We start from the raw sequence: 26,250 nt of genomic DNA, 5'->3' as shown, positions 1-26,250 counted from the left end.
CTTTATTTTAGAACTATTTATTTTTTTCTTTTTCTATTTGTTCTTTTAGTTTAGCTAATCCTGCTATATCACCTAAAGTGGATCTCTCAAATTTTCTATTTCTCACACGTTGCTCTTTTTTCTGATCCTGATCACGATAAACAGATGTATGAGATATCACAATTTTTTTAGTTTCTTTATTAAATTCAATGATTTTAAAATTAGCTTTTTCTCCTTTTTTTAAAGAAGTGCCATCTTTTTTTTCTAAAAAACGTAATGGGACAAAAGCTTCTATTTTTTGATCTTCTGTAAATTTTACAGAAGCACCCTTCTCAAATAAACTTGAGATTATTCCATTATGAATACTTCCTACATAATAAATTTTTTCATATTTTTCCCATGGATTTTCTGTTAATTGCTTATGTCCTAAATTTAATCTCCTTGCTTGAGTGTCTAAAGCAAGTACAATGACCTTCAACTTATCATTTATACTGCAAAATTCAGAAGAATGTTTAATTTTTTTAATCCATGAAAGATCATTAGTGTAAATCATTCCAGAGATACCTTGTTCCAATTCCAAAAAAACTCCAAAATTTGTAAATTTTTTTACAATTCCAGTATGTTTTGATCCTATAGGATATTTTTCTTGAATATTAATCCAAGGATCTTGAGTTAATTGTTTGACGCTTAAAGACATTTTTCTTTCTTGACGATCTATGGTTAATATAACAGCTTCCAACTCATCCCCTATTTGTACAAAATCTTGAGTAGAAGATAAATCGGAAGACCAAGACATTTCACTAATATGCAATAATGCTTCTACACCTGGTTTGATCTCAATAAAAGCTCCATAATCAGCTAAAACACTTACTTTTCCTTTTACTTTGCTTCCTACTTTTAAATTTTGATCTAAAGAATTCCAAGGATGGGGTTGCAATTGTTTTAATCCTAATTGTACACGATTTTTGTCTTTATCTACTCCTAATACAACAAATTTTAATTCCTGTTCTAACTGAACTATTTCTGTAGGATGGTTAATATGCGGCCAACTCATATCGGTAATATGGAGTAAAGCATCTACACCCCCTAAATCTACAAAAGCACCATAAGGAAGAATATTTTTGATTTTACCTTCTAATACTTGACCTTTATCTAACTTTGATATCATTTCTTTTCTTTGCTCTTCAATATCTCTTTCTATTAATACTTTATGAGAAACAACAACATTTTTCGTTTTTTTATTGATCTTAACTACTTTTACTTCCATAGTTTTTCCAACATAAGTATCATAATCCCGAACAGGTTTCACATTGATATGTGATCCAGGTAAAAAACATTCTATATCAAATATTTCAACAATTAATCCTCCTTTTGTTCTAGCTGCAACATAACCTAATATAACCTCCGATTTTTCGTATGCTTCATTAATACGTTGCCAGTTTCTTAGCATTTTCGCTTTTTGATACGAAAGAATACATTGTCCTTTATAATCAATTTTAACAACCATCACTTCTATTTTACTTCCAACTTGAATATTAAAATTTTCTCTAAATTCACTTATAGGAATGGCGCCTTCTGCTTTAAATCCAATATCTACAATAATAGTTTTATCCGAAATATGTGTTATAATTCCTTGATATATTTCTAATTCTTGAACATCTGGTAAAGTTTTTGTGTATATTTTTTCCAATTTTTTTCTTTCTTCTTGTATCTCATTGTTTAAATGAGTTTCATATTTCGTCCAATCGAAACTTGTTTTTATATTTATCTGATCGTCCAGTTTTTCATTTTTTATTTCATATGAAGGGGGTGATTTTCTTTTTATTTCTTCGGTTTGATTAGACATAATTTTTATTATTTTTTCGCTATTTTTTATCCATAAAAAATACATATATGGACAGAGAAAGTCGTTTTAGTATTCTCGTTTATTTATTTTATTTAATAAAAAAACAGGTAATACAAAACTAATAATTTTTCAGTAACTTTTTCTACTAATTCAAATAAAATGTACCTCATTGTTGATACCGAAACCACAGGATTGCCTGTATCCTATAATCTTCCAATAATTCATGTAGAAAATTGGCCAAGAATAGTGCAAATTTCATGGCAAAGTCATAATGTTATAGGCGATTTAATAGAATTCAAAAATTTTATTGTAAAACCGGATCATTATGATATTCCTTTTAATGCTTTTAAAATTCATGGAATCACTAATAAAATAGCAAAAAAATATGGAGTTGATTTAAATTTTGTTCTACATGAATTTCAAAAATCTTTTGAGAAATCTCAATGCTTCATTGGACATAATTTAAAATTTGATATAAAAGTTATTGAATGTGAATTTTTCAGAAAAAAAAAAGAAATTTCTTTTAAAAGAAAAAAAATACTAGATACTAAAGAAATTTCCACTCCTTATTGCAAATTATCAGGAAGTGGAAAAAAATTGAAATGGCCTACATTATCTGAATTATATCAAAAACTTTTTGAAGAAAAAATTCCAAATTTACATAATGCATCAAATGATGTTAAAGCTACAGCACGTTCTTTTTTAGAACTATTACGTATTGGAATAATATCACATAAAGATGTAGGAGTAGATAAAGATACCATCTTGAAATTCAGAAATAAATATTCCAAAAAAATTTCTTCTTCTGTAGTTTTTTTTAAAAAAGATCATTCTGACTCTTACTTAGAAAAAGAAAAAGTAGAAAAAAAAGAAAAAATTTTATTTAACAATAATGAGATATTAAAGGAAAAATTGGATAAAAAAAAGTATTCTCATATTCATAATCATACTTATTTTTCTATTCTTTATTCTACTATAAACATTCAATCTCTAGTAGAAAGAGCTATGGACTTGAACATGCCAGCTGTAGGCATAACAGATTATGGAAACATGATGGGTGTTTTTCATTTTTTAAATGCTATTCATTCCATAAACAAAAAATATTATCCAAAAAAATCAATTAAAGGAATCGTAGGTTGTGAAGTATTTATTTCAGATAATTATTTACAAAAAAAGTTTACTAAAGAAGCCCCAGATAAACGATATAAACAAGTTCTTCTATCTAAAAATAAAAAAGGTTACCATAATTTAGCAAAACTTTGTTCGTTGGGTTTTACAGAAGGTTTGTATGCTGGAATTCCTAGAGTTGCAAAAAAGTTGATAGAAAAATATAAGGAAAATTTAATTGCTCTTACTGGAGATTTAAATGCAGAAATTCCATATACTATTCTGAATTATGGAGAAAGAAAAGCTGAGAAAATTTTTTTATGGTGGAAGGATCTTTTCGGAGATGATTTTTACATAGAATTATTGCGTCATGGTTTAGAAGAAGAAGATTATGTAAATAATGTATTACTGAAATTTTCAAAAAAATATCATGTAAAATATATTATACAAAATAATACTTTTTATTTAGATAAAAAGGAAGCAAATGCTCATGATATTTTACTTTGTGTAAAAAATGTAGAAAAACAATTAACTCCTATAGGAAAAGGAATAGGTTATAGATTTGGTTTTCCAAACCATGAATTTTATTTCAAGAATACGGAAGAAATGAAAAAAATATTTTTTGATCTTCCAGAATCTTTTGATTTTCTAGAAGAATTGGTTAATAAAATTGAATCTTATCATCTTTCGCACAAAATATTGCTTCCCAAATTTCAAATTCCAAAATCTTTTGAAGATTCTATAGATAAAAGAGATGGAGGAAATAGAGGAGAGAATCGATTTTTAAAAAAAATAACTTTTGATGGAGCTAAAAAACGTTATAAAAATATTACTAATCAAATTCAAGAAAGAATTTTTTTTGAGCTAAAAACAATAGAAAAACTTGGCTATCCTGGTTATTTTTTAATTGTTCATAATTTTATTTCTCAAGCTAGAAAAATGAATATTTCAGTAGGTCCTGGAAGAGGTTCAGTCGCAGGATCTATTGTTGCTTATTGTTTAGAAATAACCAACATAGATCCGATGAAATATAATCTGCTGTTCGAACGATTTTTAAATCCGGATAGAATTTCTTTACCAGACATTGACATTGATTTTGATGATAGAGGACGTGAAAAAATTATTGAATGGGTTGTTCAAAAATATGGGAAACATCAAGTAGCACAAATTATAACATATGCAACAATGGGAGCAAAATCATCCATAAGAGATACTGGACGTGTATTAGATTTACCTCTAAAAGATACAGATCGTATGGCAAAAATGGTCCCTAATATGTTTTCATTAAAAACAATTTTATCTAAAAAAAATATACAAGAAAAGATAAATAAAGAAGAATTGAACAACATACAAAGATTGAGAGACATTGCAAAAAATAAAGATACATTGGAGGGAAAAGTTTTACAACAAGCAGAAATTTTGGAAGGAACTATAAGAAGCACAGGGGTCCATGCTTGTGGAATCATAATAAGTCCAGATGATATTCAAGAATATATTCCAGTGTCTGTGTCAAAAGAATCAGATTTATTGCTTACGCAATTTGATAATCATGTGGTGGAACATGCTGGATTATTGAAAATGGATTTTTTAGGTTTGAAAACTCTTACTATTATTAAAGACGCAATAAATCTTATAAAAAAAAAACGTAAACATATTAATTTGACAGAGGATTCATTTTTTTTAGAAGATGAGAAAACTTATCATCTTTTTCAAAAAGGAGAAACTATAGCCGTTTTTCAATATGAATCTCCAGGTATGCAGAAATATTTACGTAAACTAAAACCTGATAAATTTGATGATTTAATTGCAATGACAGCATTGTATAGACCAGGTCCTTTACAATACATTCCTAATTTTATATCCAGAAAACATGGGAAAGAAGCTATTACTTATGATTTACCAGAGATGGAAGAATTTTTAAAAGAAACTTATGGAATCACGATATATCAAGAACAAGTCATGCTAATAGCTCAAAAGATCGCTGATTTTAGTAAAGGAGAAGCGGATATTCTTAGAATAGCTATGGGGAAAAAACAAAAAGAAAAACTGAACAAAATGAGAAATTTGTTTCTTTACCAAGCTATGAAAAAAGGTTATCCTAAAAATAAATTAGAAAAAATATGGAAAGATTGGGAATATTTTTCTTGTTATGCTTTTAATAAATCTCATGCGACATGTTATGCTTATATAGCTTTTCAAACTGCTTATTTAAAAGCACATTTTCCATGTGAATATATGGCTTCTGTATTAAGTAATAATATGGATAATATTAAACAGCTTACTTTCTTCATAGAAGAATGTAAAAAAATGAATATATCTGTAATCAGTCCAGATATAAATGAAAGTGATTCTTTTTTTAAAGTGACTGATTATAATCATATTAGATTTGGTCTTGCGGGGATAAAAGGAGTTGGAAAAAATGCTGTAAAAATTCTTCTTCAAGAAAGGAAAAAAAACGGATTATACACCTCTATTTTTAATCTAGTTAAAAGAATAGATTTGCGTGTAGTGAATAAAAAAACTTTAGAGAGTTTAATTTTATCCGGATCTTTAGACCGTTTTCATATTTATAGAGAACAATATTTTCATATTGGACCTGATGATAAATTAAGCACTTTAGAGAAAATTATTAGATTTGGATCTAAATTACAAAAAACAAAAAATAAAGTAGATCAACCTATTATTATGAGATGTGATTTATGGAATAACATATATAAATTATCCAAAGAAAAAGAAGTGTTAGGTGTTTATACATCTGCACATCCTTTAGATGATTTTTATTATGAAATGAAATATTTTACGAATATCTCTTTAGAACAATTAAATAAGAAGGAATCTTTCCTTATAGGAGAAAAAATGTATGTATCTGGAATTTTATCCAAAATAGAAAAAAAAACATACATAAAAAATGGAATTAAATATGGTATTTTTTTATTAGAAGATTATAATTCTTCTAAAGAATTCAGGATTTATGGACAACAATATTTTAAATATGAGTCTTTTTTGATTCACAATAATCCGTTGTATTTATGTATTTCTATTGATAAATCAAAATATCAAAAATATAAAATAAACATTATACATATAGAAAATTTACAAAATGTTTTAAAAAAATTGGTTTACAAACTGATAATAAAAATCAATATAAACAGTTTAAATAATGTATTTATTAACAATATAGAAAAACTTTTTTCTCAACAAATAGGAAATAAAAAATTGAATATAGTTCTTTATGATAAAGAAGATCAAATTTTTTTAAATTTTGAATCTATAAAATATGAAATAAATGTTAACTCAAGTTTTTTAAAAAAATTGGAAAAAATAAAAGGATTAGATTTTTGCTTAAACTAAAACTCATCTAGATTGTAAAGACTTACATTAATTAAAAAGACTTTATTAAATTTGTATTTGGTCACAGAAAAGTAAAATAAATATATGAAGCATTATTCTACTCCCAATCGGGAAAACGCATTTATTTTTTTTCTTAAGTTCTTAGTGTGTTCTTACAAAGATGAAAATAAAAGTTAGAGTATCTCATGAAGAGGATACGAAATATGCTTTCTTAATTTGCAAAAAAATTAAGGAGTCAGCAAAAATAAGGAAGACTGGAATTGCAAAAAAAGATCCAGAGTATATTAAATCAAAAATGATTCATGGAAATGCGGTTATTGCTTTTTATGATGAAAAACTAGCGGGATTTAGCTATCTTGAAACTTTTCAGAATGAAGAATTTGTTGTTAATTCCGGTTTAATTGTTTTTCCTGAATTTAGAAAACAAGGATTGGCGAAAATTATTAAAATCGAAATTTTTAAACTTTCCAGAAAAAAATTTCCAAATTCTAAAATTTTTAGTATTACAACAAGTAATCCAGTTATTAAAATTAATACGGAATTGGGGTTTAAGCCTGTTTCTTTTAGTGAATTGACTCATTCAGAAGAGTTTTGGAAAGGATGTCAAAGTTGTGTAAACTTTGATATTTTAACTAGAAATCAAAGAAAAATGTGTTTATGTACTGGTCTTTTATACAATCCAAATACGGATGATAATAATCAAAAACATAAAAATAAGAAAGATAAAAATGATTTATATACTGGAGATAAAATTGTTTTAGCTTATAGTGGCGGTTTAGATACCTCTTTTTGTTTAAAATATTTAATACAGGAAGAAAAATATGAAGTTCATACAGTTATTATTAATACGGGGGGTTTTAAGAAGGATGAATTAGATAAAATTGAGAAAAGAGCTTTAAACATTGGATCTAAATCTCACAAAACTATTGATGCCATAGAAGAATACTATCAAAATTGTATAAAATATCTTATATTCGGAAACATCCTCAAGAATAACACTTATCCACTTTCAGCAAGTTCCGAAAGAATTTTTCAGGCTATTAAAATAGCACAATATGCCACTTATATTCAAGCAAAAGCAATTGCTCATGGAAGTACAGGAGCAGGAAACGATCAAATTAGATTTGATATAGCTTTTCAAATCATTTGTCCAGACAAAATAATTTTATCTCCCATAAGAGAAATGAAAGTATCTAGAGAAGAAGAAATTGAATATTTGAAAAATCAAGGAGTATCTATTTGTTGGGATCAAGCTAAATATTCTATTAACAAAGGAATTTGGGGGACGAGTATAGGAGGAAAGGAAACCCTTACTTCTTATCACGATTTTCCGGAAAAGGCTTATCCAACAAAATTAAAAAGAGAAAAAAGTGAGAACTTAGAATTAGAATTTGAAAAGGGAGAATTAGTAAGTGTTAATAAAGAAAAAGGAAAAGCTGTAAAAAATATAATAAAAATTGAAAAAATCGCTTCAGAATTTGCTATAGGAAGAGGGATTCATATAGGAGACACTATTTTAGGAATTAAAGGAAGAGTCGCATTCGAAGCTTCAGCTGCTATTATTATTATAAAAGCTCATCATTTGTTGGAAAAACATATTCTTACAAAATGGCAACTTTATTGGAAAGACCAATTATCTAATTGGTATGGCATGTTACTTCATGAAGCTCAATATTTAGATCCTGTTATGCGTGATATAGAAAAATTTTTAAAAAGTACACAAGAAAGATTAACCGGAATTGTAGATATTATTCTTTATCCTTATAGATTCCATTTAGTAGGGATCAAATCTAAATTTGATTTAATGACATCATCTAACATGGCTAAATATGGAGAAATGAATTATGCTTGGACAGCAGAAGATGTTAAGGGTTTTACAAAAATTTTGAGCAATCAAATGAAAATGTATCACAATTTAAATAAAAAAGAAGAATGATTGAAATAGGCATTATAGGAGGAACTGGATACACTGCTGGAGAATTGATTAGATTGATGATTCATCATCCCAAAACTCATATTAAAAGTATAGTTAGCAAAAGTCATCCGGGAAAATTGATTCATTTGGTCCATCAAGATTTGTTAGGAGAAATGAAAAACATAAAGTTTACCCGTGATTTAAGCAAAGAAATAGAGATTGTATTTCTTTGTTCTGGACATGGACAATCCAGAAAAGAATTGAATAACATATCAGAAAATATAAAAGTGATTGATTTGAGTCAAGATTTCAGAATCAATATTCAATCCATTTTTAACAATAGAAATTTTGTCTATGGATTACCAGAATTGCAAAAAGAAACAATAAAAAAATCCAATAATATAGCTAATCCTGGATGTTTTGCCACAGCTATTCTTTTAGCTCTTTTACCATTAGCTAAAAATAAATTATTAGAAAAAGATATTCATATTAGTGCCATAACAGGTTCTACAGGATCTGGAAGAAGACTGAGCGACATAAATCATTTTAGTTTAAGAAATAATAATATTTCTTCTTATAAAATTTTTAAACATCAGCATTTGAAGGAAATTGAACAAACCATTTATCAAGTACAAAACAATTTTTATTCTAAAATTTATTTTGTACCTTACAGAGGAAATTTTTCTAGAGGAATTATAACTACTTTATATACTCATTCTGTTCTTTCTTTAGAAAGAAATCAAGAAATATATAAAAAATATTATAAAAATCATCCATTTGTAAAGATTTCTGATATTAATGTTGATATTAAACAAGTGATCAATACCAATAAATGTATTTTATATCTTCTTAAAGAAAAAGATCAACTAATTGTTATCAGTATCATAGATAATCTCATAAAAGGAGCTTCTGGTCAAGCTATACAAAATATGAATCTTATGTTTGGGTTAGATGAGACTTGTGGTTTAAGATTAAAATCCGTTCGTTTTTAAAATGAAATTATTTGACGTTTACCCTATTCTAGATATAGAATTAAGTACAAGCAAAGGCGTTTATGTTTTTGATTTACAAAGAAATATGTATTTAGATTTTTATGGAGGACATGCTGTGATTTCTGTAGGACATTCACATCCATATTATGTGAATGCTCTGATAGAACAAATTCATAAAATATCCTATTATTCTAATAGCGTTTGTATTTATCAAAAAAAAAAATTATCTAATCTTCTTGGAAAGATTTCAGGATATGAAGATTATTCATTATTTGTATGCAATTCTGGAACAGAATCTAATGAAAATGCATTGAAAATAGCTTCTTTTCATACAGGTAAAAAAAAAGTTATTGCTTTTAAAGGTTCTTTTCATGGAAGAACAAGTGGAAGTCTTTCTGTAACAGATAATTATAAATTTATATCCCCTTTTAATGCTCAACATGAAACCATATTTCTAGATTATCTTGATTTTGATTCTTTGGAAAAAGAATTAAAAAATCAAGATATTTGTGCTGTAATTACTGAAGGAATACAAGGTGTATCTGGAATTATAGATCCCGGATTAAATTTTTTTTATAAAATTGAAAATTTTTGCAGAAAATATGATACAGTATTGATTATAGATGAGGTTCAAAGTGGATATGGGAGAACAGGATCTTTTTTTTCTCATCAATTTTATTCTATAAAACCAGATTTAATTACTGTAGCTAAAGGTATGGGAAATGGATTTCCTATAGGAGGAGTGCTTATACATCCTAAATTCCAACCATATTATGGAATGTTAGGAACAACTTTTGGAGGAAATCATTTAGCTTGCACAGCTGGTATTGCTGTATTGGAAATTATTAAAAAAGAAAATTTAATTGAAAACGCTAAAAAAATGGGAAAAATCTTGTTACAAGAATTGCGTCTCATTCCTGAGATTAATGAAGTTAGGGGGAGAGGGCTTATGATAGGGTTAAAATTTAATTTTCCTATTCAGGATTTGAAAAATATTTTAATTTATAAAGAAAAAGTATTTGTCGGTACATCTAATAATCCATATGTTTTACGATTACTTCCTCCATTAAATATTAATGAAGATCATATTAAATTATTCCTGAAAAAATTAAAAAATGCCTTAGCGTATGTATCTATAAAAAAATGGAAAATAAAATAAAAAAAGCGATACTAGTATTGGAAGATGGAACTAGATATGAAGCTTCTCATTTTGGAGCTCCAGTCTCCTCTTCTGGAGAAGTTGTATTTAATACAGCTATGACTGGTTATCCAGAAAGTATAACAGATCCTTCTTACAAAGGTCAAATACTAACTTTTACTTATCCCATAATAGGAAACTATGGAATTCCTTCTTATTCTTACAGTGAAAAATCTATTTCTGAATTTTATGAATCCGATAGAATTCAAGTGTCCGGACTTATCATTTCTTATTATTCGAATCGTCCGTATCATTGGAATATGAATCAATCCTTATCAAATTGGTTGTATGAAAATGGAATTCCTGGATTATATGGTGTAGATACTAGATTTCTTGCAAAGAAACTTAGGAAAAATGGAGGATCTATGTTAGGTAAAATTTTGATGGAAAAAGAAGATCTTCCTTTTTATGATCCGAATCAGGATAATCTTTCTGAAAAAGTTTCGATACACAAGAAAATTATATATGGAAATGGAAAATACAAAATACTACTTGTAGATTTTGGGTTAAAGAATAATATATTACGTTGTCTTTTACGAAGAGATTGTTCTATTATCAGAGTTCCATGGAATTATGATTTTACGAAAGAAAAATATGATGGATTGGTTCTTTCTAATGGACCTGGAAATCCTAAGATTTATAAAAAACCGATAGATTATCTTCGTATAGTTATGAAAAAAAAACAACCTATATTTGGCATATGTTTGGGAAATCAACTTTTGGGTATAGCAGCAGGAGGAGATACTTATAAATTGAAATATGCACATAGGAGTCATAATCAACCAGTTTTGTCATTAGAAACAGGAAAAAGTTTTATCACATCACAAAATCACGGATATGTTTTAGATGAAAAAAATCTTTCTAGAGAATGGAAAGTATTTTTTAAAAATTTAAATGATGACACTTGCGAAGGAATCATTCATAATGATAAACCTTTTTTTTCGGTACAGTTTCATCCAGAAGCTTCAAGTGGACCTAGAGATACTGAATTTTTATTCGATTTTTTTGTAGATTCAATTAAACAAAATAAATAATTAAAGAATCTTTCAAAATTAGTATGAAAATAGATAGAATACTCATCCTGGGATCAGGTGCATTAAAAATAGGAGAAGCTGGAGAATTTGATTATTCTGGAACACAAGCATTAAAAGCCCTTAAAGAGGAGGGAATTTATACTATATTGATTAATCCAAATATTGCCACTGTTCAGACTTCGAAAGAAATTGCTGATAAAGTTTATTTTCTTCCTTTAACTTTATTTTTTATTAAACGTGTTATAGATAAGGAAAAACCACAAGGAATTTTATTGTCTTTTGGTGGACAAACTGCATTGAATTGTGGTATACAGCTTTTTCGAGAAGGTATTATAGAAAAATATAAAATTAAAGTTTTAGGGACTTCTATTGAGTCTATTATTCACAGTGAAGATAGAAACTTATTTAGAAATAGATTAACTCATATTAACATAAAAACGGCAAAAAGTTTTGTAGTTCATTCCATGGATGATGCCATTTCCTATTCTTTAGAAATAGGATTTCCTATTATCATTAGATCTGCTTATACCCTTGGAGGTTTAGGAAGTGGTTTTGCTAAAAATGTTAATGATTTAAAGAAGATAGTAAGTAAGGCTTTTTCTCACTCTTCTCAAATTATTGTAGAAGAATATTTAGAAGGATGGAAAGAAATTGAATATGAAATAGTTAGAGATCGATATGATAATTGTATTGCTGTATGCAATATGGAAAATTTTGATCCCATAGGAATTCATACGGGAGAAAGCATTGTTGTTGCACCGTCACAAACTTTAACCAATTCTGAATATTATAATTTAAGAAAATTAGCGATACATATAGCTAGAGATTTTCATATAATAGGAGAATGTAACGTACAATTTGCCTTAGATTCTAGTTCTGAAGATTATCGTGTAATTGAAGTGAATGCACGTCTTTCTCGTTCTAGTGCTCTTGCTTCTAAAGCAACAGGTTATCCTTTAGCTTTCGTTGCCGCAAAATTATCTTTAGGATACGGATTGCATGAATTAAAAAATTCTGTCACTAAAAATACTTCTGCTTTTTTTGAACCTGCATTGGATTATGTAGTATGTAAAATTCCTAGATGGGATCTTAATAAGTTTTATGGTGTTTCTAATAGAATTGGAAGTAGTATGAAAAGTGTAGGAGAAGTTATGGCTATTGGAGGTTCTTTCGAAGAAGCCTTACAAAAAGGAATTCGTATGTTAGATATAGGGATGCAAGGATTTATTAATATTATTAAAAAAAATAATAATAAGAAATTGAAGTCTGTTCGATTGCTGAAAGAATATCTAAAAAAACCTACAGATCAAAGAATTTTCTTTTTAGAAGAAGCTTTAGAAGAAGGGATTTCCATAAAAGAAATACATGATTTGACAAAAATTGATCCATGGTTTTTATATCAACTGGATAATATTTTTCAAACAAAAAAAAATATAGATCGTTTTGATAATTTTATAGATATCCCGGAAGAATTGTTAAGAAAAGCTAAAAAAGAAGGTTTTTCTGATATACAAATAGCTAGTATTTTTTTTAAAAAAAATAAAAATCACAATATTTATGATTTAGAACAAGAAATCAGAAAACATAGAAAAGTAAAAAATATAGTTCCACATGTGAGACAAATTGATACTTTAGCCTCTGAGTATCCAGCACATACAAATTATTTGTATTTAACATATCATGCTATTCAACATGATATTCTTTATGAAGGAGATGAAAAATCTGTCATAACCTTAGGTTCTGGTGTTTATAGAATTGGAAGCAGTGTGGAATTCGATTGGTGTTGTGTAAATGCATTGAATACAATTCATAAAGAATCTTATAGATCCATAATGATAAATTATAATCCAGAAACTGTTAGCACTGATTTCGATGTATGTGACAGATTGTATTTTGAAGAACTGACTTTAGAGCGTGTATTAGATATTGTTGAATTAGAAAAACCTAAAGGAACAATTGTATCCATGGGAGGACAAATTCCTAATAATTTAGTTTTAAAACTTTATGAAAAAAAGGTAAAAATTTTAGGAACCTCTCCCGTTTCCATAGATAAAGTGGAGAATAGATATAAATTTTCTAATGCAATGGATCATTTAAAAATCAGACAACCTAGATGGAAAGAATTATCCGATTTTGATGCTATTTATCAATTTATAAAAGAAGTAGATTTTCCTATATTGGTTAGACCTTCTTATGTTCTTTCTGGAGCGGATATGAATGTCATTTCTAATCAAGAAGAACTGCAATATTATCTTCGTGAAAAAGTATCTATATCTTCTGAATACCCATTAATTATTACAGAATTTATTAGAAATGCCAAAGAAATTGAATTAGATGCTGTTTCTCAAAATGGAGAAATTTTGTATTATGCTATATCAGAACATGTAGAATTTGCAGGAGTACATTCAGGAGATGCGACATTAGTATATCCTCCACATAATTTATATTTATCTACATTAAAAGAAATCATTCGTATATCTGAAAAAATATCCAAATATTTTAATATATCCGGTCCTTTCAATATTCAATTTTTATCCAAAGATAATGAAATAAAAGTAATTGAATGCAATTTGAGAGCTTCCAGAAGTTTTCCTTTTGTATCAAAAGTCTCTCATTTTAATATGATTGAATTAGCTACTCAAGTTCTTCTTGAAAAGAAGAAAAATAAAATAAAACCTGATTTTTTTATTACAAATTTTTTAGGGGTAAAAGCTTCTCAATTTTCTTTTTCTCGATTGCAAGATGCAGATCCTATTTTAGGTGTAGATATGGCTTCCACAGGAGAAGTGGGATGTATAGGAAATACTTTTGATGAAGCACTTTTGAAATCTATGCTTTCTGTAGGTTATACCGTTCCCAAAAAAAATATATTGATCTCTGGAGGGCCTATCGAATCTAAATTAGATCTTTTAGAGGTTGTAAAACTTTTGTATAAAAAAGGATATATATTATTTGCTACAGAAGGAACCAATAGTTTTTTATCCCATCATGGGGTTCCTTCAATAAAAGTTTATTGGCCTAATGTAAAGAAATATTCAAATGTTCTTGAGTTAATAAAAAATAGAAAATTGGATCTTATTATTAATATTCCAAAAAATCTTAGTAAATCAGAATTGAATAATGATTATGCAATTAGACGTTATGCCGTAGATTTTAATGTTCCTTTACTCACTAATGCGCGTTTAGCAAAAGCTTTTATACAAGCATTTTGTAATTTGTCTATAGATGAATTATTTATAAAAGCTTGGGATGAATATTGAATATAAATAAGTTTATGAAAAAATTTTTTAGCGTAGAAGATGTGATCAATCTACATGATCTTATTAAAGATGCTATTTTATTGAAGAAGAATCCGTATGATTTTCAATATCTTGGAAAGAATAAAACAATTGGATTGGTTTTTTTTAATCCTAGTTTACGAACAAGAATTAGTTGTCAAAAAGCAGCTTTTAACTTAGGATGTAATACTTGGGTGTTAGATATTCATAGGGATTCTTGGAAAATTGAAATAAATGATGGAAACATCATGAATCTAACACAAGAACATCTTAAAGAGGCTATTTCTGTAATGAGTATGTATTGTGATATACTTGCAGTAAGAACTTTTCCGAATCTTTTTGATAAAGATTATGATTATCAAGAAATTATTTTTAATAAAATATTGAATTATTCCAAAGTTCCAGTAGTGAATATGGAAAGTGCGACTTTACATCCTTTACAATCTTTAGCTGATGTTATGACTATTGCGGAATTTACATCTTTTTTTAGAAAGAGATGTAAAGTAGTATTAAGTTGGGCTCCTCATGTAAAATCATTACCTCATTCCGTTGCGAATTCTTTTGCTCAATGGATATCAAAAATAGAACAGATAGATTTTACGATTACGTGTCCAGAAGGATACAATTTACATAAAAAATTTTCTAATAGAGCTTATACTACACAAAATCAAAATGAAGCATTTATAAATGCAGATTTTATTTATGCTAAAAATTGGAGCAGTTATTTAGATTATGGAAAAATACTTTGTCAGAGTTCCGATTGGATGATTACTGAAAATAAAATGAAGCTAACTAATAAAGCAAAATTTATGCACTGCTTGCCTGTAAGGAGAAATGTTGTAGTGGAAGATTCGGTTTTAGACAGTAAAAATTCCATTGTATTGGAACAAGCAAAAAATAGGATTTACGCTTCGCAAATAATTTTTTTAAGAATGTTACAATCTTTATCATGAAAATTCATATAGTAAAAATTGGAGGTCATTTAATTAATGATCGGAAGTCTCTTCATGATTCCTTGGAAGCTTTTTGTAAACTACAAGAATATAAAGTATTGATTCATGGAGGAGGCAGAAAAGCAGATTTTATTTCAAATAAAATGGGTATTTCCCCAAAAATGATACAAGGGAGAAGAATAACAGATAAAGAAACTCTGGATATAGTTATTATGACTTATGCAGGAATAATCAATAAAAATATTGTGGCTATATTACAATCTTATCATTGTAATGCTTTAGGATTGTGTGGAGCAGACGGAAATTGTATTAAATCATATTTACGTAAAGTGACAAATATTGATTATGGATATGTAGGAGATATTAATGGAAAAAGCGTTAATACACATTTAATTAAATTTTTATTAAAAAATAATATCATTCCTGTATTCTGTTCCATCACACATAATGGAATAGGAAATCTGCTAAATACAAATGCGGATACAATAGCTGCTTATATAGCTATGTCCTTAGCTCGGGAAAAAGATTGTAAAGTAGAGTTACATTTTTGTTTTGAAAAAAAAGGGGTTTTACGAAATGTGCAGGATTCGGAATCTTATTTTCGAAAAATAAATTTTCATTTATTTCAAAAGATGAAACAAAATCATACCATAACAAATGGTATGATTCCTAAATTGGAAAATGCTTTTTTTGCATTAAAAAATGGAGTTACTAAGGTTAGTATAGGCCTCCCTAATTGTTTAAATGATGTTAATAATAATAATCAAACTATGCTATGTCTGTAGTTAATTTGCAGGTTTTAAAGGAAGAAGCGATACAACTTCTAATTCAGATCATCAACACGCCTTCTATATCTAGACAAGAAAATAAGGTTTCTCTCCTGATAGAGGATTATCTTCATCAGTATGGATTTCATGTAAAAAGAAAATTTAATAATATATGGACTGAAAATAACAATTATTCTAAAAAAAAAGATATACAAACCATATTATTGAATTCTCATCATGATACAGTAAAACCCGGAAAAAATTGGATTACAGATCCTTTTACTGCTATCAAAAAAAAAGATAAATTAATCGGATTAGGCAGTAATGATGCTGGAGCTTCTCTAGTATCATTGATATCTACTTTTATATATTTAAGTAGTTTATCGAAATTGTCTTATAGATTAGTCCTTTCCATCACTGCAGAAGAAGAAATATCTGGGGATTTAGGGGTAAGATCCATTTTACCTGAATTGGGATATATAGATTTAGGAATTGTGGGAGAACCAACACAAATGCAAGTAGCTATTGCTGAAAAAGGATTAATAGTATTAGATTGTATAGCTGAAGGGAAGACAGGACATTCTGCTAGAAATACAGGAATCAATGCTATTTATATAGCTACAAAAGATATAGAATATTTAAGAAGTTTTTCTTTCGAGAGAAAATCGAAATTACTCGGTTTTACTACTTTAAATGTAACTCAAATACAAGGAGGAATACAACATAATGTAATACCTGATATTTGTTCTTTTGTCATAGATATCAGAACCAATGAGTTATATAAAAATGAGGAATTGATTTATATGATGAAAAAAAAAATTTTTTCTAAAATGATACCGCGTTCTTCACATTTAAATTCATCTTTCATAAATCCTATGCATCCTATTGTTTTAAAGGCTAAATTGATAGGAAGAAAGACTTATGGATCTCCTACTCTTTCAGATCAAAGTATAATGCCTTTTTCTACTATTAAAATGGGAGTAGGAGATAGTGTACGTTCTCATACACCGAATGAATTTGTTTTGATTTCAGAAATCATGGAGGGAATCGATATTTATATCTGTTTATTGAAAGATTTTCATTTTTGAAATGAAAACGAAAAAAAAAGGTAAATTTGTTATGTTTTTTATTTTATTTAAATGGAAAAAGTATGTTACAAGAAATAAACGATGATAATTTTGAAAAATTGATTTCTGAATCGAATAAACCTATTTTGGTAGATTTTTGGGCTCCATGGTGTGCTCCATGTAGAGCTTTGTCTGTTTTATTAGAAGAAATATTTTCTGAATATCAGACAAAAGTATCTGTTTTTAAACTGAATGTAGACAATAATCCGAAAACTTCTTCTAAATATGGGATCCGTAGTATTCCTACTATGGTTTTTTTTAAAAATGGAGAAAAAAAAGATATTCATATTGGAATTCTTTCCAAAGAAGATATAATAAGAAAATTAGACGCTTTAATTATTACATAATTTATTTATGGTCTGGTCTGGTAGTTCAGTTGGTTAGAATACATGCCTGTCACGCATGGGGTCGCGGGTTCAAATCCCGTCCAGACCGCTATGATTTATTTATTTTTATTATATTTCATCTTATATTTAATAAGATCTTCTACGGATATAATTTTCATATGAAATTTTTTAGCTATCTGAATCAATTGCGGTAGACGTGCCATTGATCCATTTTTATTTAGGATTTCTACCAAAACTCCTCCAGGAATGCATCCGGCCATTGTAGTGATATCAATAGCAGCTTCTGTATGTCCAGGTCTAGCTAATACACCTCCTTCTTTTGCGCAAAGAGGAAAGATATGTCCTGGTTTATTGAATGCTTCTGGTTTTACTTTCTTAACTAAGGCAAGAATAGTTTTCGCTCTATCTGAAGCAGAAATACCAGTGCTAACGCCATATCCTCGTAAATCTACGGATACTGTAAAAGCCGTTTTTCTAGGATCTGTATTATTTTTTACCATCATTTGAAGTTCTAATTGATCACATTTTTCCTTTGTTAAGGAAACACAGACTAATCCTTTCCCATGAGTAATGAGAAAATTTACAATTTTAGGAGTTATTTTTTCAGCAGCTACTATAAAATCTCCTTCATTTTCACGATTTTTATCATCAACTACAATAATAATTTTTCCATTTTGTATATCTTGTATGGCCTCTTCAATACCATTAAAATTTTGATTCCAATCAAAAACCATATCTATATCTATTTTATTTTATTAAATTATATAATATAAAAATCATCCATTACAGTTTTATAAGTCATCCATATACTTACTGGAAAAAAAATAAAATTTGGAATCCAGGCTCCTATCCATGGACATATTTCAGCTTTTTCTACTTTATTTTGAGTAAGAGTTAATAAAGTATAATAAATGATGAATATAATCAGTGCTATCATAGTTGGATAACCTACTCCTCCCTTTCTAATAATAGCACCTAATGGAGCTCCAATAAGAAACATTATAATGCATGTCACTGGAAATGTGAATTTTTTTTGTAATTCTAATTGCAACTTGGCTAAGTATATTTTATTTTCGTAGGTGTTAATTTTTTTTTGATTTTTTATCTTGAAAAAATTTATTTTTTTGATAAGATTTTTTGTATTTAGGGTTTGATAAAAATCATAATCATCTAAGTTTTTTATTTTTGATTCTGAAGGAATTTTAAAATTTTGAATTAAAGTATCAAATTCTACAATTTGATAAGAGTATTGTTTTTTTTGGGAGGCATTAAAATTTTCACTATATAAAACTCCATTCATTAATTTCAATTGAATTGATTCGTCTTCTTTATTAGGAATTAAAATTCCTTTTTGAGAAATAATAGTATTGACAAGTGAATTTTTACCATAAAAAAAAATAAATATATTATGTAAGTAATTGCTGTTTATTGATTTTCTATCTATTCTTATAAAAAAATTTGGGAATAGATTTACAAAAATTCCTTCCTTTAATTTTAAAGATGGATGAGTTAATGATATTTTATATCCTAATTTTTTAGCTTTCATTTTTGCTTTTGGAATGGCAAAATCTGAAAATAAATACAATACAATAGATAAAACAAAGGTTATCCCTAAAAGAGGGATCATAACACGAAATAGAGATATTCCAGAAGATTTTATAGCGATCAATTCTTGATTTTCTGAAAAATCACCAAATATCATAATAGAAGTCAATAATAGAGCAATGGGAGTTACTAATGGAATAATAGATATTCCAAAGTAAAATATAAATTTTAATATTATGAAAATACTAATGTTTTTACCTGTTAATTCATCTATCTGACTCCAAAAAAATTGGATCATAAAAATGATAAATATTGTAGAATAAATAATTAAAAAAGGAGTCATAAATAGACGAATCATGTATAAATCAAGTTTTTTTATGATCATGATTAATTTGAATTAAAACATTCATTTATTTATAAGTTCTATTTATCTGGTTCTGGCAAAAAAAAGTACTCATTTTTTTTATTATTATTTCCATAAAAATCAATGATTTTTTTAATATCTGATAATTCCATAAATGGACATTGTAATCGTATCAATTCATTTTTATTATAAAATAAAAGATCCCCTTTTCCTATTAATTGTTCAGCACCTGTACAATCTAATATAGTTCTAGAATCTATTTTAGAACTCACTCTAAATGCAATTCTTGCAGTAAAATTAGATTTTATTAATCCAGTAATTACATCTACTGATGGACGTTGTGTTGCTATAATCAAATGAATGCCTACAGCGCGAGCTAGCTGTGCTAATCGGGTAATGTATGTTTCTATTTGTTTTTTTCTATTATTAATATTTAAATCGGCAAATTCATCAATAATTAATATGATATAAGGTAAATGATATTTATTATTGTATTTTATATTATTATATTCTTGAATATTTCTAACTTTATATTTTTCTAAAATAGCATATCTTTGATCCATTTCTTTACATAAAGAATTTAATATATTTTTTACTTTATGTAAGTCTGTAATGATAGGATCTATAGAATTTGGAAGTGTGGCAAAATAAGATTTTGAAATCTTTTTGTATATTGATAATTCTACTTTTTTTGGATCAATCAAAATAAACTTGATATCTTTTGGATTTTTTTTATATAGTAGAAAAACAATCATAACATTTAATCCTACGGACTTTCCTTGTCCTGTTGATCCTGCTATAAGTAAATGAGGCATTTTTGCTAAATCTATAATAAAAATCTCATTAAATACTGTTTTACCTAAAGAAATAGGAAGTTCCATTTTATGACTTTTTTTATTACTTTCTTCTGAAAACAAAATATCTTTCATATAAACAGGATAACGATGATGATTTGGAATTTCTATTCCAATGGATCCTTTTCCAGGTATGGGAGCTATAATTCTTATGGATATAGCGGATAAATTTAAGGCTATCTCATTTTTTAAGTTTTTGATTTTGGAAATGCGTGTTCCCATTTTAGGAAAAAGTTCATATAAAATGACAGTAGGTCCTATACTCGCTTTTATTTCACATATTTCTATATTATAATAGTTCAGAATTTGAACAATTTTTTTTTTATTAGATTCTAAATCTATTTCCAGATCAATGGGTGATAAATCTTCCTTTTTTCTAGAAAGAATAGAATGAAGAATGTTTTTATCTCTGAAAGAAGAAGCCCTCTCTGGTTTATAGAAAATTTTTGTATTTAATTGTAATTTTGTATCTATTTTTTTGTTAATATTTTGGTTTTTTTTTTTCATGTCATTTTTTATGGTTGGAGTACTGATCCGAAAAATGATAATCAAGTTAAAAATGATACTCGTAAAAAGAAGCATATATAATCCTACTTTTCCAAATAAATGAATCAAGTAGTTTCCTATTTCAAATCCAAAAGTTCCACTTAAGATTCCTTGATCAGGAATAATAACATAAAAAAATATGGGGAGCCATATGCTAAAGAATAGCAATTGATATATTGTGGATTTGTAAAAATTATTGAATAATTTTTTTTTAAGAAAAAGAATTTTTAATCCTGTGAAAAATAAAAGTATAGGGATAAAAAAAACACTGATTCCTATTCCACAATGAATAAAATAGTGAGAGACAATCGCTCCCATTTTTCCAAGTAAATTTTCTGCCATGATCTCTTTATCGAAAAGTTTTTCGAGTTGGCTTTGATCATTTTTCCAATGAAAAAGAAAAGAAAAAAAACTTAGGAATAAAAAAAGACTATTTCCTAATAATAAAAATCCAAAAATGGTTTTAAAAGTTTTCTTTTCATTTCTTTTTTCTTTTTTTTTTATTTTATTATCAAAATAAATATAATAATGAAAAAAAAATTTAATCTTTTTTTAACTATTTGTTTTTGATTGAAAAAAGTTTTTTATACTGGAAAATTTATTATATTATAATATGATTGATATAATAAAATTAAAAAAATGAAAAAAACAAAAATTATTTTCATTATTCTTTTTTTAGGATTTTTTTATCCTTTTTATAGCTTTTCAGAAATCATAAAGCAAAAAAAAACAACAGATGAAAATCCTAATTGTAACATATTTATAGATTTTTCTAGTAGTCTTAATTCTACAATAAAAAAAGAATTTTCTGAAGGTTCTCGTTTTTCTGAAGACTATTTAAATTTGGAAGTAATAGGAAAGGTAAATGACAAAATTAGTTATCGTTTTGCAAAACAGTTTAAAAAAATAGAAAATTCTGATACGTCTGAAACGATTGATTTAGCTTATTTAAAATATAAGTGGAATGATAAACTTTATTTATTGTTAGGAAAACAACCTTTTTCTTTTGGTAGTATGGAATATGCTAATAGTTTCTATGAAAACGCATATCGTTATCCTAATGTATACAAAAGTCAGGTTAATTCTGTTGGATTTAGTTTTATTTATCTTCCCATAAAAGATCATGAGTTACAATTTCAAGTTGTAAATGGCATAAAAAACAGGGAAGAAAATGTCGTTCAAGAAGTGAATCATCCTATGGGATATTCTGTGAATTGGAATTGGAGTTTGTTAAATAACAATAATAAAATCATACAAAATAGATGGTCTTATTCTATTTTTCAAGAAAATGAGAAGAAAAAATTTTGGAAATTCCTAGCTTTAGGTAGCAAATTCAATTTGAAACCTTTTTCTATAGAAGCAGACTATATATTGAGCGATGAGGATATAGAAAAAAATAGGAGTGTAACAAAGATTTTACGATCATTGAATGATGATTATCATTCTGTTTCTTCTGTAAAATATGGAACTTATTTAGTAAAATTAAAATACAACTTTATTCCCAAATGGAATTTAATTGCTAAAGGAGTATATGAAATAGGGACTTCTAAAAAAGGAATAAATAATATTTTAGGAGAAAATAAATTGTTTAAACAAGCATATACTTATTATGGAGGTATAGAATTTCTTCCTATCAGAAAAAGTGATGATCTTAGTTTTCATCTTGCGTATCAAAACCAAAGAATAAATTATAATTTAGATCAAATGAAAAAAGAAAATAAGAATAATCATTTTATCATTTTAGGATTTAGTTATCGTGTTAAAATGATTTAAAAAAATAATAATAAAAAATATCGAGATACGATATGATGTAGGCTCGGTATTTTTATTTTATTGATCAGTATGAAAATCGGACTTTATTTTGGATCATTTAATCCTATTCATTTAGGACATACAATTATTGCTAATCATATAACAGAATTTTTAGATATAGATTATGTTTGGTTTGTGGTTTCTCCCCAAAATCCATTAAAAAAAAAAAGAATATTTTAGATTATGAACATAGAATCAAAATGGTTCGAATAGCTATTTATGATTATAAAAAAATGAGTGTTTTGGATATTGAATATGGATATTTTCCTTCTTATACAATTCATACACTTTACAATATAGAAAAAAAATATCCTAAAAATCAATTTTATATTCTTTTGGGAAAAGATTCTTTTCTTTCTTTAAAAAAATGGAAAAATTATAAAATTATTTTGAATAAATATGATATTTTGGTTTATCCCAGAATTGTCTCTTTTTCCTACCCTGTTTTGAAACATAAAAAGAATAACATAATTTTTTTGAAAGCTCCAATTATTGAAATATCTTCTTCTTTTATTAGAAAATCTATTCAAGAAGGAAAAAATATGAAACCCATGCTTCATGCAAAAGTTTGGAATTATATGAAAAAATATAAATTTTATATAAAAAAGTAAAATTATTCTTTCGTTTTATATTTATAATATTTATGAGCTTTTTTTAACAATTTTATAAATTCAAGTTCTCCGAATATTTTTTTGATGGAATGCCAACTTGGTTTTTTTACATAAAATTTTTCTTCATGAAAAGAAAAAAAGGGGATATTAGTAACAATAGTAATTAATTTCTTTGATAAAAGACCTAAATCTTTATTTTTTTCAATATTTTTTTGAATTCTTCCGTTAAGATCATGAGTTGAATTTAATAATTTTTCAATACTTCCATATTTTTTAATAAATTTCATGGCATTTTTGATTCCAACTCCTGGTAATCCTGGTATATTATCAGAAGGATCTCCCATCATACTCCATAAATCTATAATTTGTTTTGGGTGATTCACCCCAAATTTTTTTTTTATTTCTTCTATCCCCAAGATTTTTTTTGCATTTCCTTTAAAAGGTGGAATATAAACTTTAATATTTTCTGTTATCAGTTGAAAAAAATCTTTATCTAAAGTGATTATATAAATAATATATCCTTTATTTTCTGCTATTTTAGCTATTGTTCCGATAAAATCATCGGCCTCATATCCGTTTGGAGCATAAAAAAAAGAAATTTGAAAGGTTTTTAAAATTCTTATGATATAAGGAATAGCGATGTAAATAGCTTCCGGGGTTTTTTTTCTATGCGCTTTATATTTGTCATATTCTTTCTTTCTGAAAGAAGTTCCGGAATCAAAAATAGTAGCCATATAGGATGGTTTTTCATTATTTAACGTGTTCATTAAAAAATATGTGAAATTTATGATAGGTGAGGTATTAAGTCCTTTAGAAGTGAAAAGGGGATTACGTATGTAAGCATAATAACTCTGATAAATAAGAGGATATGCGTCAATTAAAAATAATTTTTTATTATTATTCATAACTATACTTTTAATTAAACTAATTATACATGAAAAAATCAAATAAATATACAGTTACTGCTGCTTTACCTTATGCAAATGGGCCAATTCATATTGGACATTTAGCAGGAGTTTATTTGCCTGCAGATGTTTTTGTTCGTTATCTCAGACGAAGAAAAATAGATGTTATTTTTATATGTGGATCGGATGAACATGGAGTCCCTATTGCTATACAAGCGAAAAAAGAAAAAAAAACTCCTCAAGAAATAGTAAATAAGTATCATTCCATGATTAAAGATTGTTTTAATAATTTTGGGATACAGTTTGATCACTATTCCAGAACTTCTACAAAAATTCATCACGAAATTTCTACTTCTTTTTTTAAAAAACTTTATGAAAAAAAAAAAATTTTTGAAAAAATATCTGAACAATATTATGATGAAGAAGCTAAACAATTTTTAGCGGATAGGTATATATCTGGGACATGCCCTTATTGCAAAAATAAAGAAGCTTATGGAGATCAATGCGAAACTTGTGGAAGTTCGCTAATCCCTGAAGATTTAATATATCCGAAATCAACTATAAGTGGAAGTTTTCCAGTTTTGAAAAAAACTAAACATTGGTACTTTCCTTTAAATCAATATCAAAAATTTTTGAAGAAATGGATTTTAATTGGGCATCAAAAAGATTGGAAAGTGAATGTTTATGGACAAGCAAAATCTTGGTTAGATCAAGGATTAAAACCTCGTGCCATAACAAGAGATTTGAATTGGGGAGTTCCTGTTCCGAAAGATACAGGAAAAGTTTTGTATGTATGGTTTGAAGCTCCTATAGGATATATTTCTTCTACTATAGAGTGGGCTAAACAAACAAAAAAAGATTGGAAACCTTATTGGAAAGATGAAAAAACCAAATTAATTCAGTTTATAGGAAAAGATAATATTGTTTTTCACTGTATTATTTTTCCAGTTATACTTAAAGCATATAATAGTGGATATATTCTTCCAGATCAAATATTGGCTAATGAATTTCTTCATTTAGAAAATAAAAAAATATCTACTTCTAAAAATTGGGCGGTATGGGTTCATGAATATTTAAAAGATTTCCCAAATCAACAGGATACACTTCGTTATATTCTCATAGCTAATATGCCTGAAAAGAAAGATAATAATTTTAATTGGAAAGATTTTCAAAGAAAAAATAATACTGAATTGGTTGCTATATTAGGAAATTTTGTAAATAGAAGTCTAACTTTAATACAAAAGCACAATAAAGGCATTATTCCTCATCCTGAAATGTTATCTATAAAGGATAAAAATATTTTAAAAAAAATTAAAAATTATCCAGAACATATAGGTGATTTAATTGAATCTTATCAATTCCGAGAATCCTTAGCATGTTTTATGAATTTAGCTAGACTAGGAAATAAATATTTAACAGAAGAAGAACCTTGGAATAAAAAAAAAGAAAAACGTATTAATACTATACTTTATGTATCGCTGCAAATTGTTGGTATGTTAGCTCAATTAGCCGAACCTTTTCTTCCACATACGGCAAAAAAATTGTTAGATATGCTTCGTTTGAAAACTTTTTTTTGGAATAAAATAAAAAACATAGAAGAAATTTTATGTCCAGGACATGTATTAGGGAATACTACATTTTTATTTAAAAAAATAACCACAGAAAGTATTGAAAAACAGATGAAAAAGCTAGAAAACATTCAATAAGAAAGAATGATTC

The 26,250-nt window shown here is 26.9% G+C and carries 17 protein-coding genes, 1 tRNA gene and 1 pseudogene; 14 read left to right on the top strand and 5 right to left on the bottom strand.

From position 1 onward, the window contains the following. Positions 1-13 precede the first annotated feature (13 nt). Positions 14-1,825 carry a 30S ribosomal protein S1 gene (gene rpsA, locus H0H74_RS01650; RefSeq protein ID WP_185848986.1) on the bottom strand — a complete coding sequence of 604 codons (1,812 nt, stop codon included), beginning with the start codon at positions 1,823-1,825 and terminating at the stop codon, positions 14-16. A 159-nt stretch (positions 1,826-1,984) separates the two neighbouring features. Here rpsA and dnaE point away from each other — a divergent pair, with 159 nt between their 5' ends. The 11 genes from dnaE (at position 1,985) to H0H74_RS01595 (ending at position 17,982) form a co-directional block, all read left to right on the top strand. Further along, positions 1,985-6,283 carry a DNA polymerase III subunit alpha gene (dnaE, locus tag H0H74_RS01645; RefSeq protein ID WP_185848985.1) on the top strand — a complete coding sequence of 1,433 codons (4,299 nt, stop codon included), beginning with the start codon at positions 1,985-1,987 and terminating at the stop codon, positions 6,281-6,283. A 160-nt stretch (positions 6,284-6,443) separates the two neighbouring features. Continuing rightward, positions 6,444-8,219: an argininosuccinate synthase domain-containing protein gene (locus H0H74_RS01640; RefSeq protein ID WP_185848984.1), complete on the top strand. Its 1,776-nt coding sequence runs from the start codon at positions 6,444-6,446 to the stop codon at positions 8,217-8,219. Next, positions 8,216-9,190 (top strand): N-acetyl-gamma-glutamyl-phosphate reductase, encoded by a 975-nt coding sequence (argC, locus tag H0H74_RS01635; RefSeq protein WP_185848983.1) that lies wholly within the window; start codon positions 8,216-8,218, stop codon positions 9,188-9,190. Before H0H74_RS01640 ends, argC begins: the two co-directional genes overlap by 4 nt. Before the next feature lies 1 nt (position 9,191). Further along, the gene (locus tag H0H74_RS01630) at positions 9,192-10,349 is read left to right on the top strand and encodes an aspartate aminotransferase family protein (RefSeq protein ID WP_185848982.1); all 1,158 of its coding nucleotides are present in this window, start codon (positions 9,192-9,194) and stop codon (positions 10,347-10,349) included. Next, positions 10,334-11,422: a glutamine-hydrolyzing carbamoyl-phosphate synthase small subunit gene (gene carA, locus H0H74_RS01625; RefSeq protein WP_185848981.1), complete on the top strand. Its 1,089-nt coding sequence runs from the start codon at positions 10,334-10,336 to the stop codon at positions 11,420-11,422. Before H0H74_RS01630 ends, carA begins: the two co-directional genes overlap by 16 nt. 23 nt (positions 11,423-11,445) lie before the next feature. Further along, the gene (gene carB / locus H0H74_RS01620; RefSeq protein WP_185848980.1) at positions 11,446-14,682 is read left to right on the top strand and encodes a carbamoyl-phosphate synthase (glutamine-hydrolyzing) large subunit; all 3,237 of its coding nucleotides are present in this window, start codon (positions 11,446-11,448) and stop codon (positions 14,680-14,682) included. 14 nt (positions 14,683-14,696) lie between these two features. After that, positions 14,697-15,653 (top strand): N-acetylornithine carbamoyltransferase, encoded by a 957-nt coding sequence (locus H0H74_RS01615; protein ID WP_185848979.1) that lies wholly within the window; start codon positions 14,697-14,699, stop codon positions 15,651-15,653. After that, positions 15,650-16,438 carry an acetylglutamate kinase gene (gene argB, locus H0H74_RS01610; RefSeq protein WP_185848978.1) on the top strand — a complete coding sequence of 263 codons (789 nt, stop codon included), beginning with the start codon at positions 15,650-15,652 and terminating at the stop codon, positions 16,436-16,438. Before H0H74_RS01615 ends, argB begins: the two co-directional genes overlap by 4 nt. Continuing rightward, positions 16,429-17,508, top strand: a complete 1,080-nt coding sequence (locus tag H0H74_RS01605; protein ID WP_185848977.1) for a M20 family metallo-hydrolase — start codon at positions 16,429-16,431, stop codon at positions 17,506-17,508. Before argB ends, H0H74_RS01605 begins: the two co-directional genes overlap by 10 nt. 62 nt (positions 17,509-17,570) lie before the next feature. Continuing rightward, a complete protein-coding gene (gene trxA / locus H0H74_RS01600) occupies positions 17,571-17,894 on the top strand; it encodes a thioredoxin (protein WP_185848976.1) in 324 nt (107 codons plus the stop codon). 14 nt (positions 17,895-17,908) lie between these two features. Continuing rightward, a tRNA-Asp gene (locus tag H0H74_RS01595) sits at positions 17,909-17,982 on the top strand. 7 nt (positions 17,983-17,989) lie between these two features. On the opposite strand, the gene ribB is transcribed toward H0H74_RS01595, so the two are convergent. From ribB to H0H74_RS01580, 3 genes are read right to left on the bottom strand one after another with little or no spacing between them, the layout of a single operon-like run. Beyond that, on the bottom strand, positions 17,990-18,628 hold the full coding sequence (gene ribB, locus H0H74_RS01590) for a 3,4-dihydroxy-2-butanone-4-phosphate synthase (protein WP_185848975.1): 639 nt from the start codon (positions 18,626-18,628) through the stop codon (positions 17,990-17,992). A 26-nt stretch (positions 18,629-18,654) separates the two neighbouring features. Next, positions 18,655-19,824 (bottom strand): LptF/LptG family permease, encoded by a 1,170-nt coding sequence (locus tag H0H74_RS01585; RefSeq protein ID WP_185848974.1) that lies wholly within the window; start codon positions 19,822-19,824, stop codon positions 18,655-18,657. Positions 19,825-19,862: 38 nt separating this feature from the next. Next, a complete protein-coding gene (locus H0H74_RS01580; RefSeq protein ID WP_317167888.1) occupies positions 19,863-21,662 on the bottom strand; it encodes a DNA translocase FtsK 4TM domain-containing protein in 1,800 nt (599 codons plus the stop codon). Positions 21,663-21,842: 180 nt separating this feature from the next. Between H0H74_RS01580 and H0H74_RS01575 the strand changes: the two genes are divergently transcribed. Beyond that, complete coding sequence (locus H0H74_RS01575) at positions 21,843-22,976, top strand: porin (RefSeq protein WP_185848973.1); 1,134 nt, start codon at positions 21,843-21,845, stop codon at positions 22,974-22,976. A gap of 69 nt (positions 22,977-23,045) precedes the next feature. Further along, a pseudogene (gene nadD, locus H0H74_RS01570) lies at positions 23,046-23,626 on the top strand (nicotinate (nicotinamide) nucleotide adenylyltransferase). A 2-nt stretch (positions 23,627-23,628) separates the two neighbouring features. Here the strand turns inward: nadD and H0H74_RS01565 are convergent. Beyond that, positions 23,629-24,531, bottom strand: coding sequence for a 5'-3' exonuclease (locus tag H0H74_RS01565; protein ID WP_185848972.1), 903 nt, complete (start codon positions 24,529-24,531; stop codon positions 23,629-23,631). 29 nt (positions 24,532-24,560) lie between these two features. On the opposite strand from H0H74_RS01565, the gene metG reads away from it, so the two are divergent. After that, complete coding sequence (gene metG / locus H0H74_RS01560; protein ID WP_185848971.1) at positions 24,561-26,237, top strand: methionine--tRNA ligase; 1,677 nt, start codon at positions 24,561-24,563, stop codon at positions 26,235-26,237. The last annotated feature ends 13 nt before the right edge of the window (positions 26,238-26,250 follow it).

This window comes from Blattabacterium cuenoti, from assembly GCF_014251315.1.
Lineage (GTDB): Bacteria > Bacteroidota > Bacteroidia > Flavobacteriales > Blattabacteriaceae > Blattabacterium > Blattabacterium cuenoti_AJ.
Note: the sequence above shows the minus strand (reverse complement) of the source record. Positions and strands in the feature narration are given on the sequence as shown.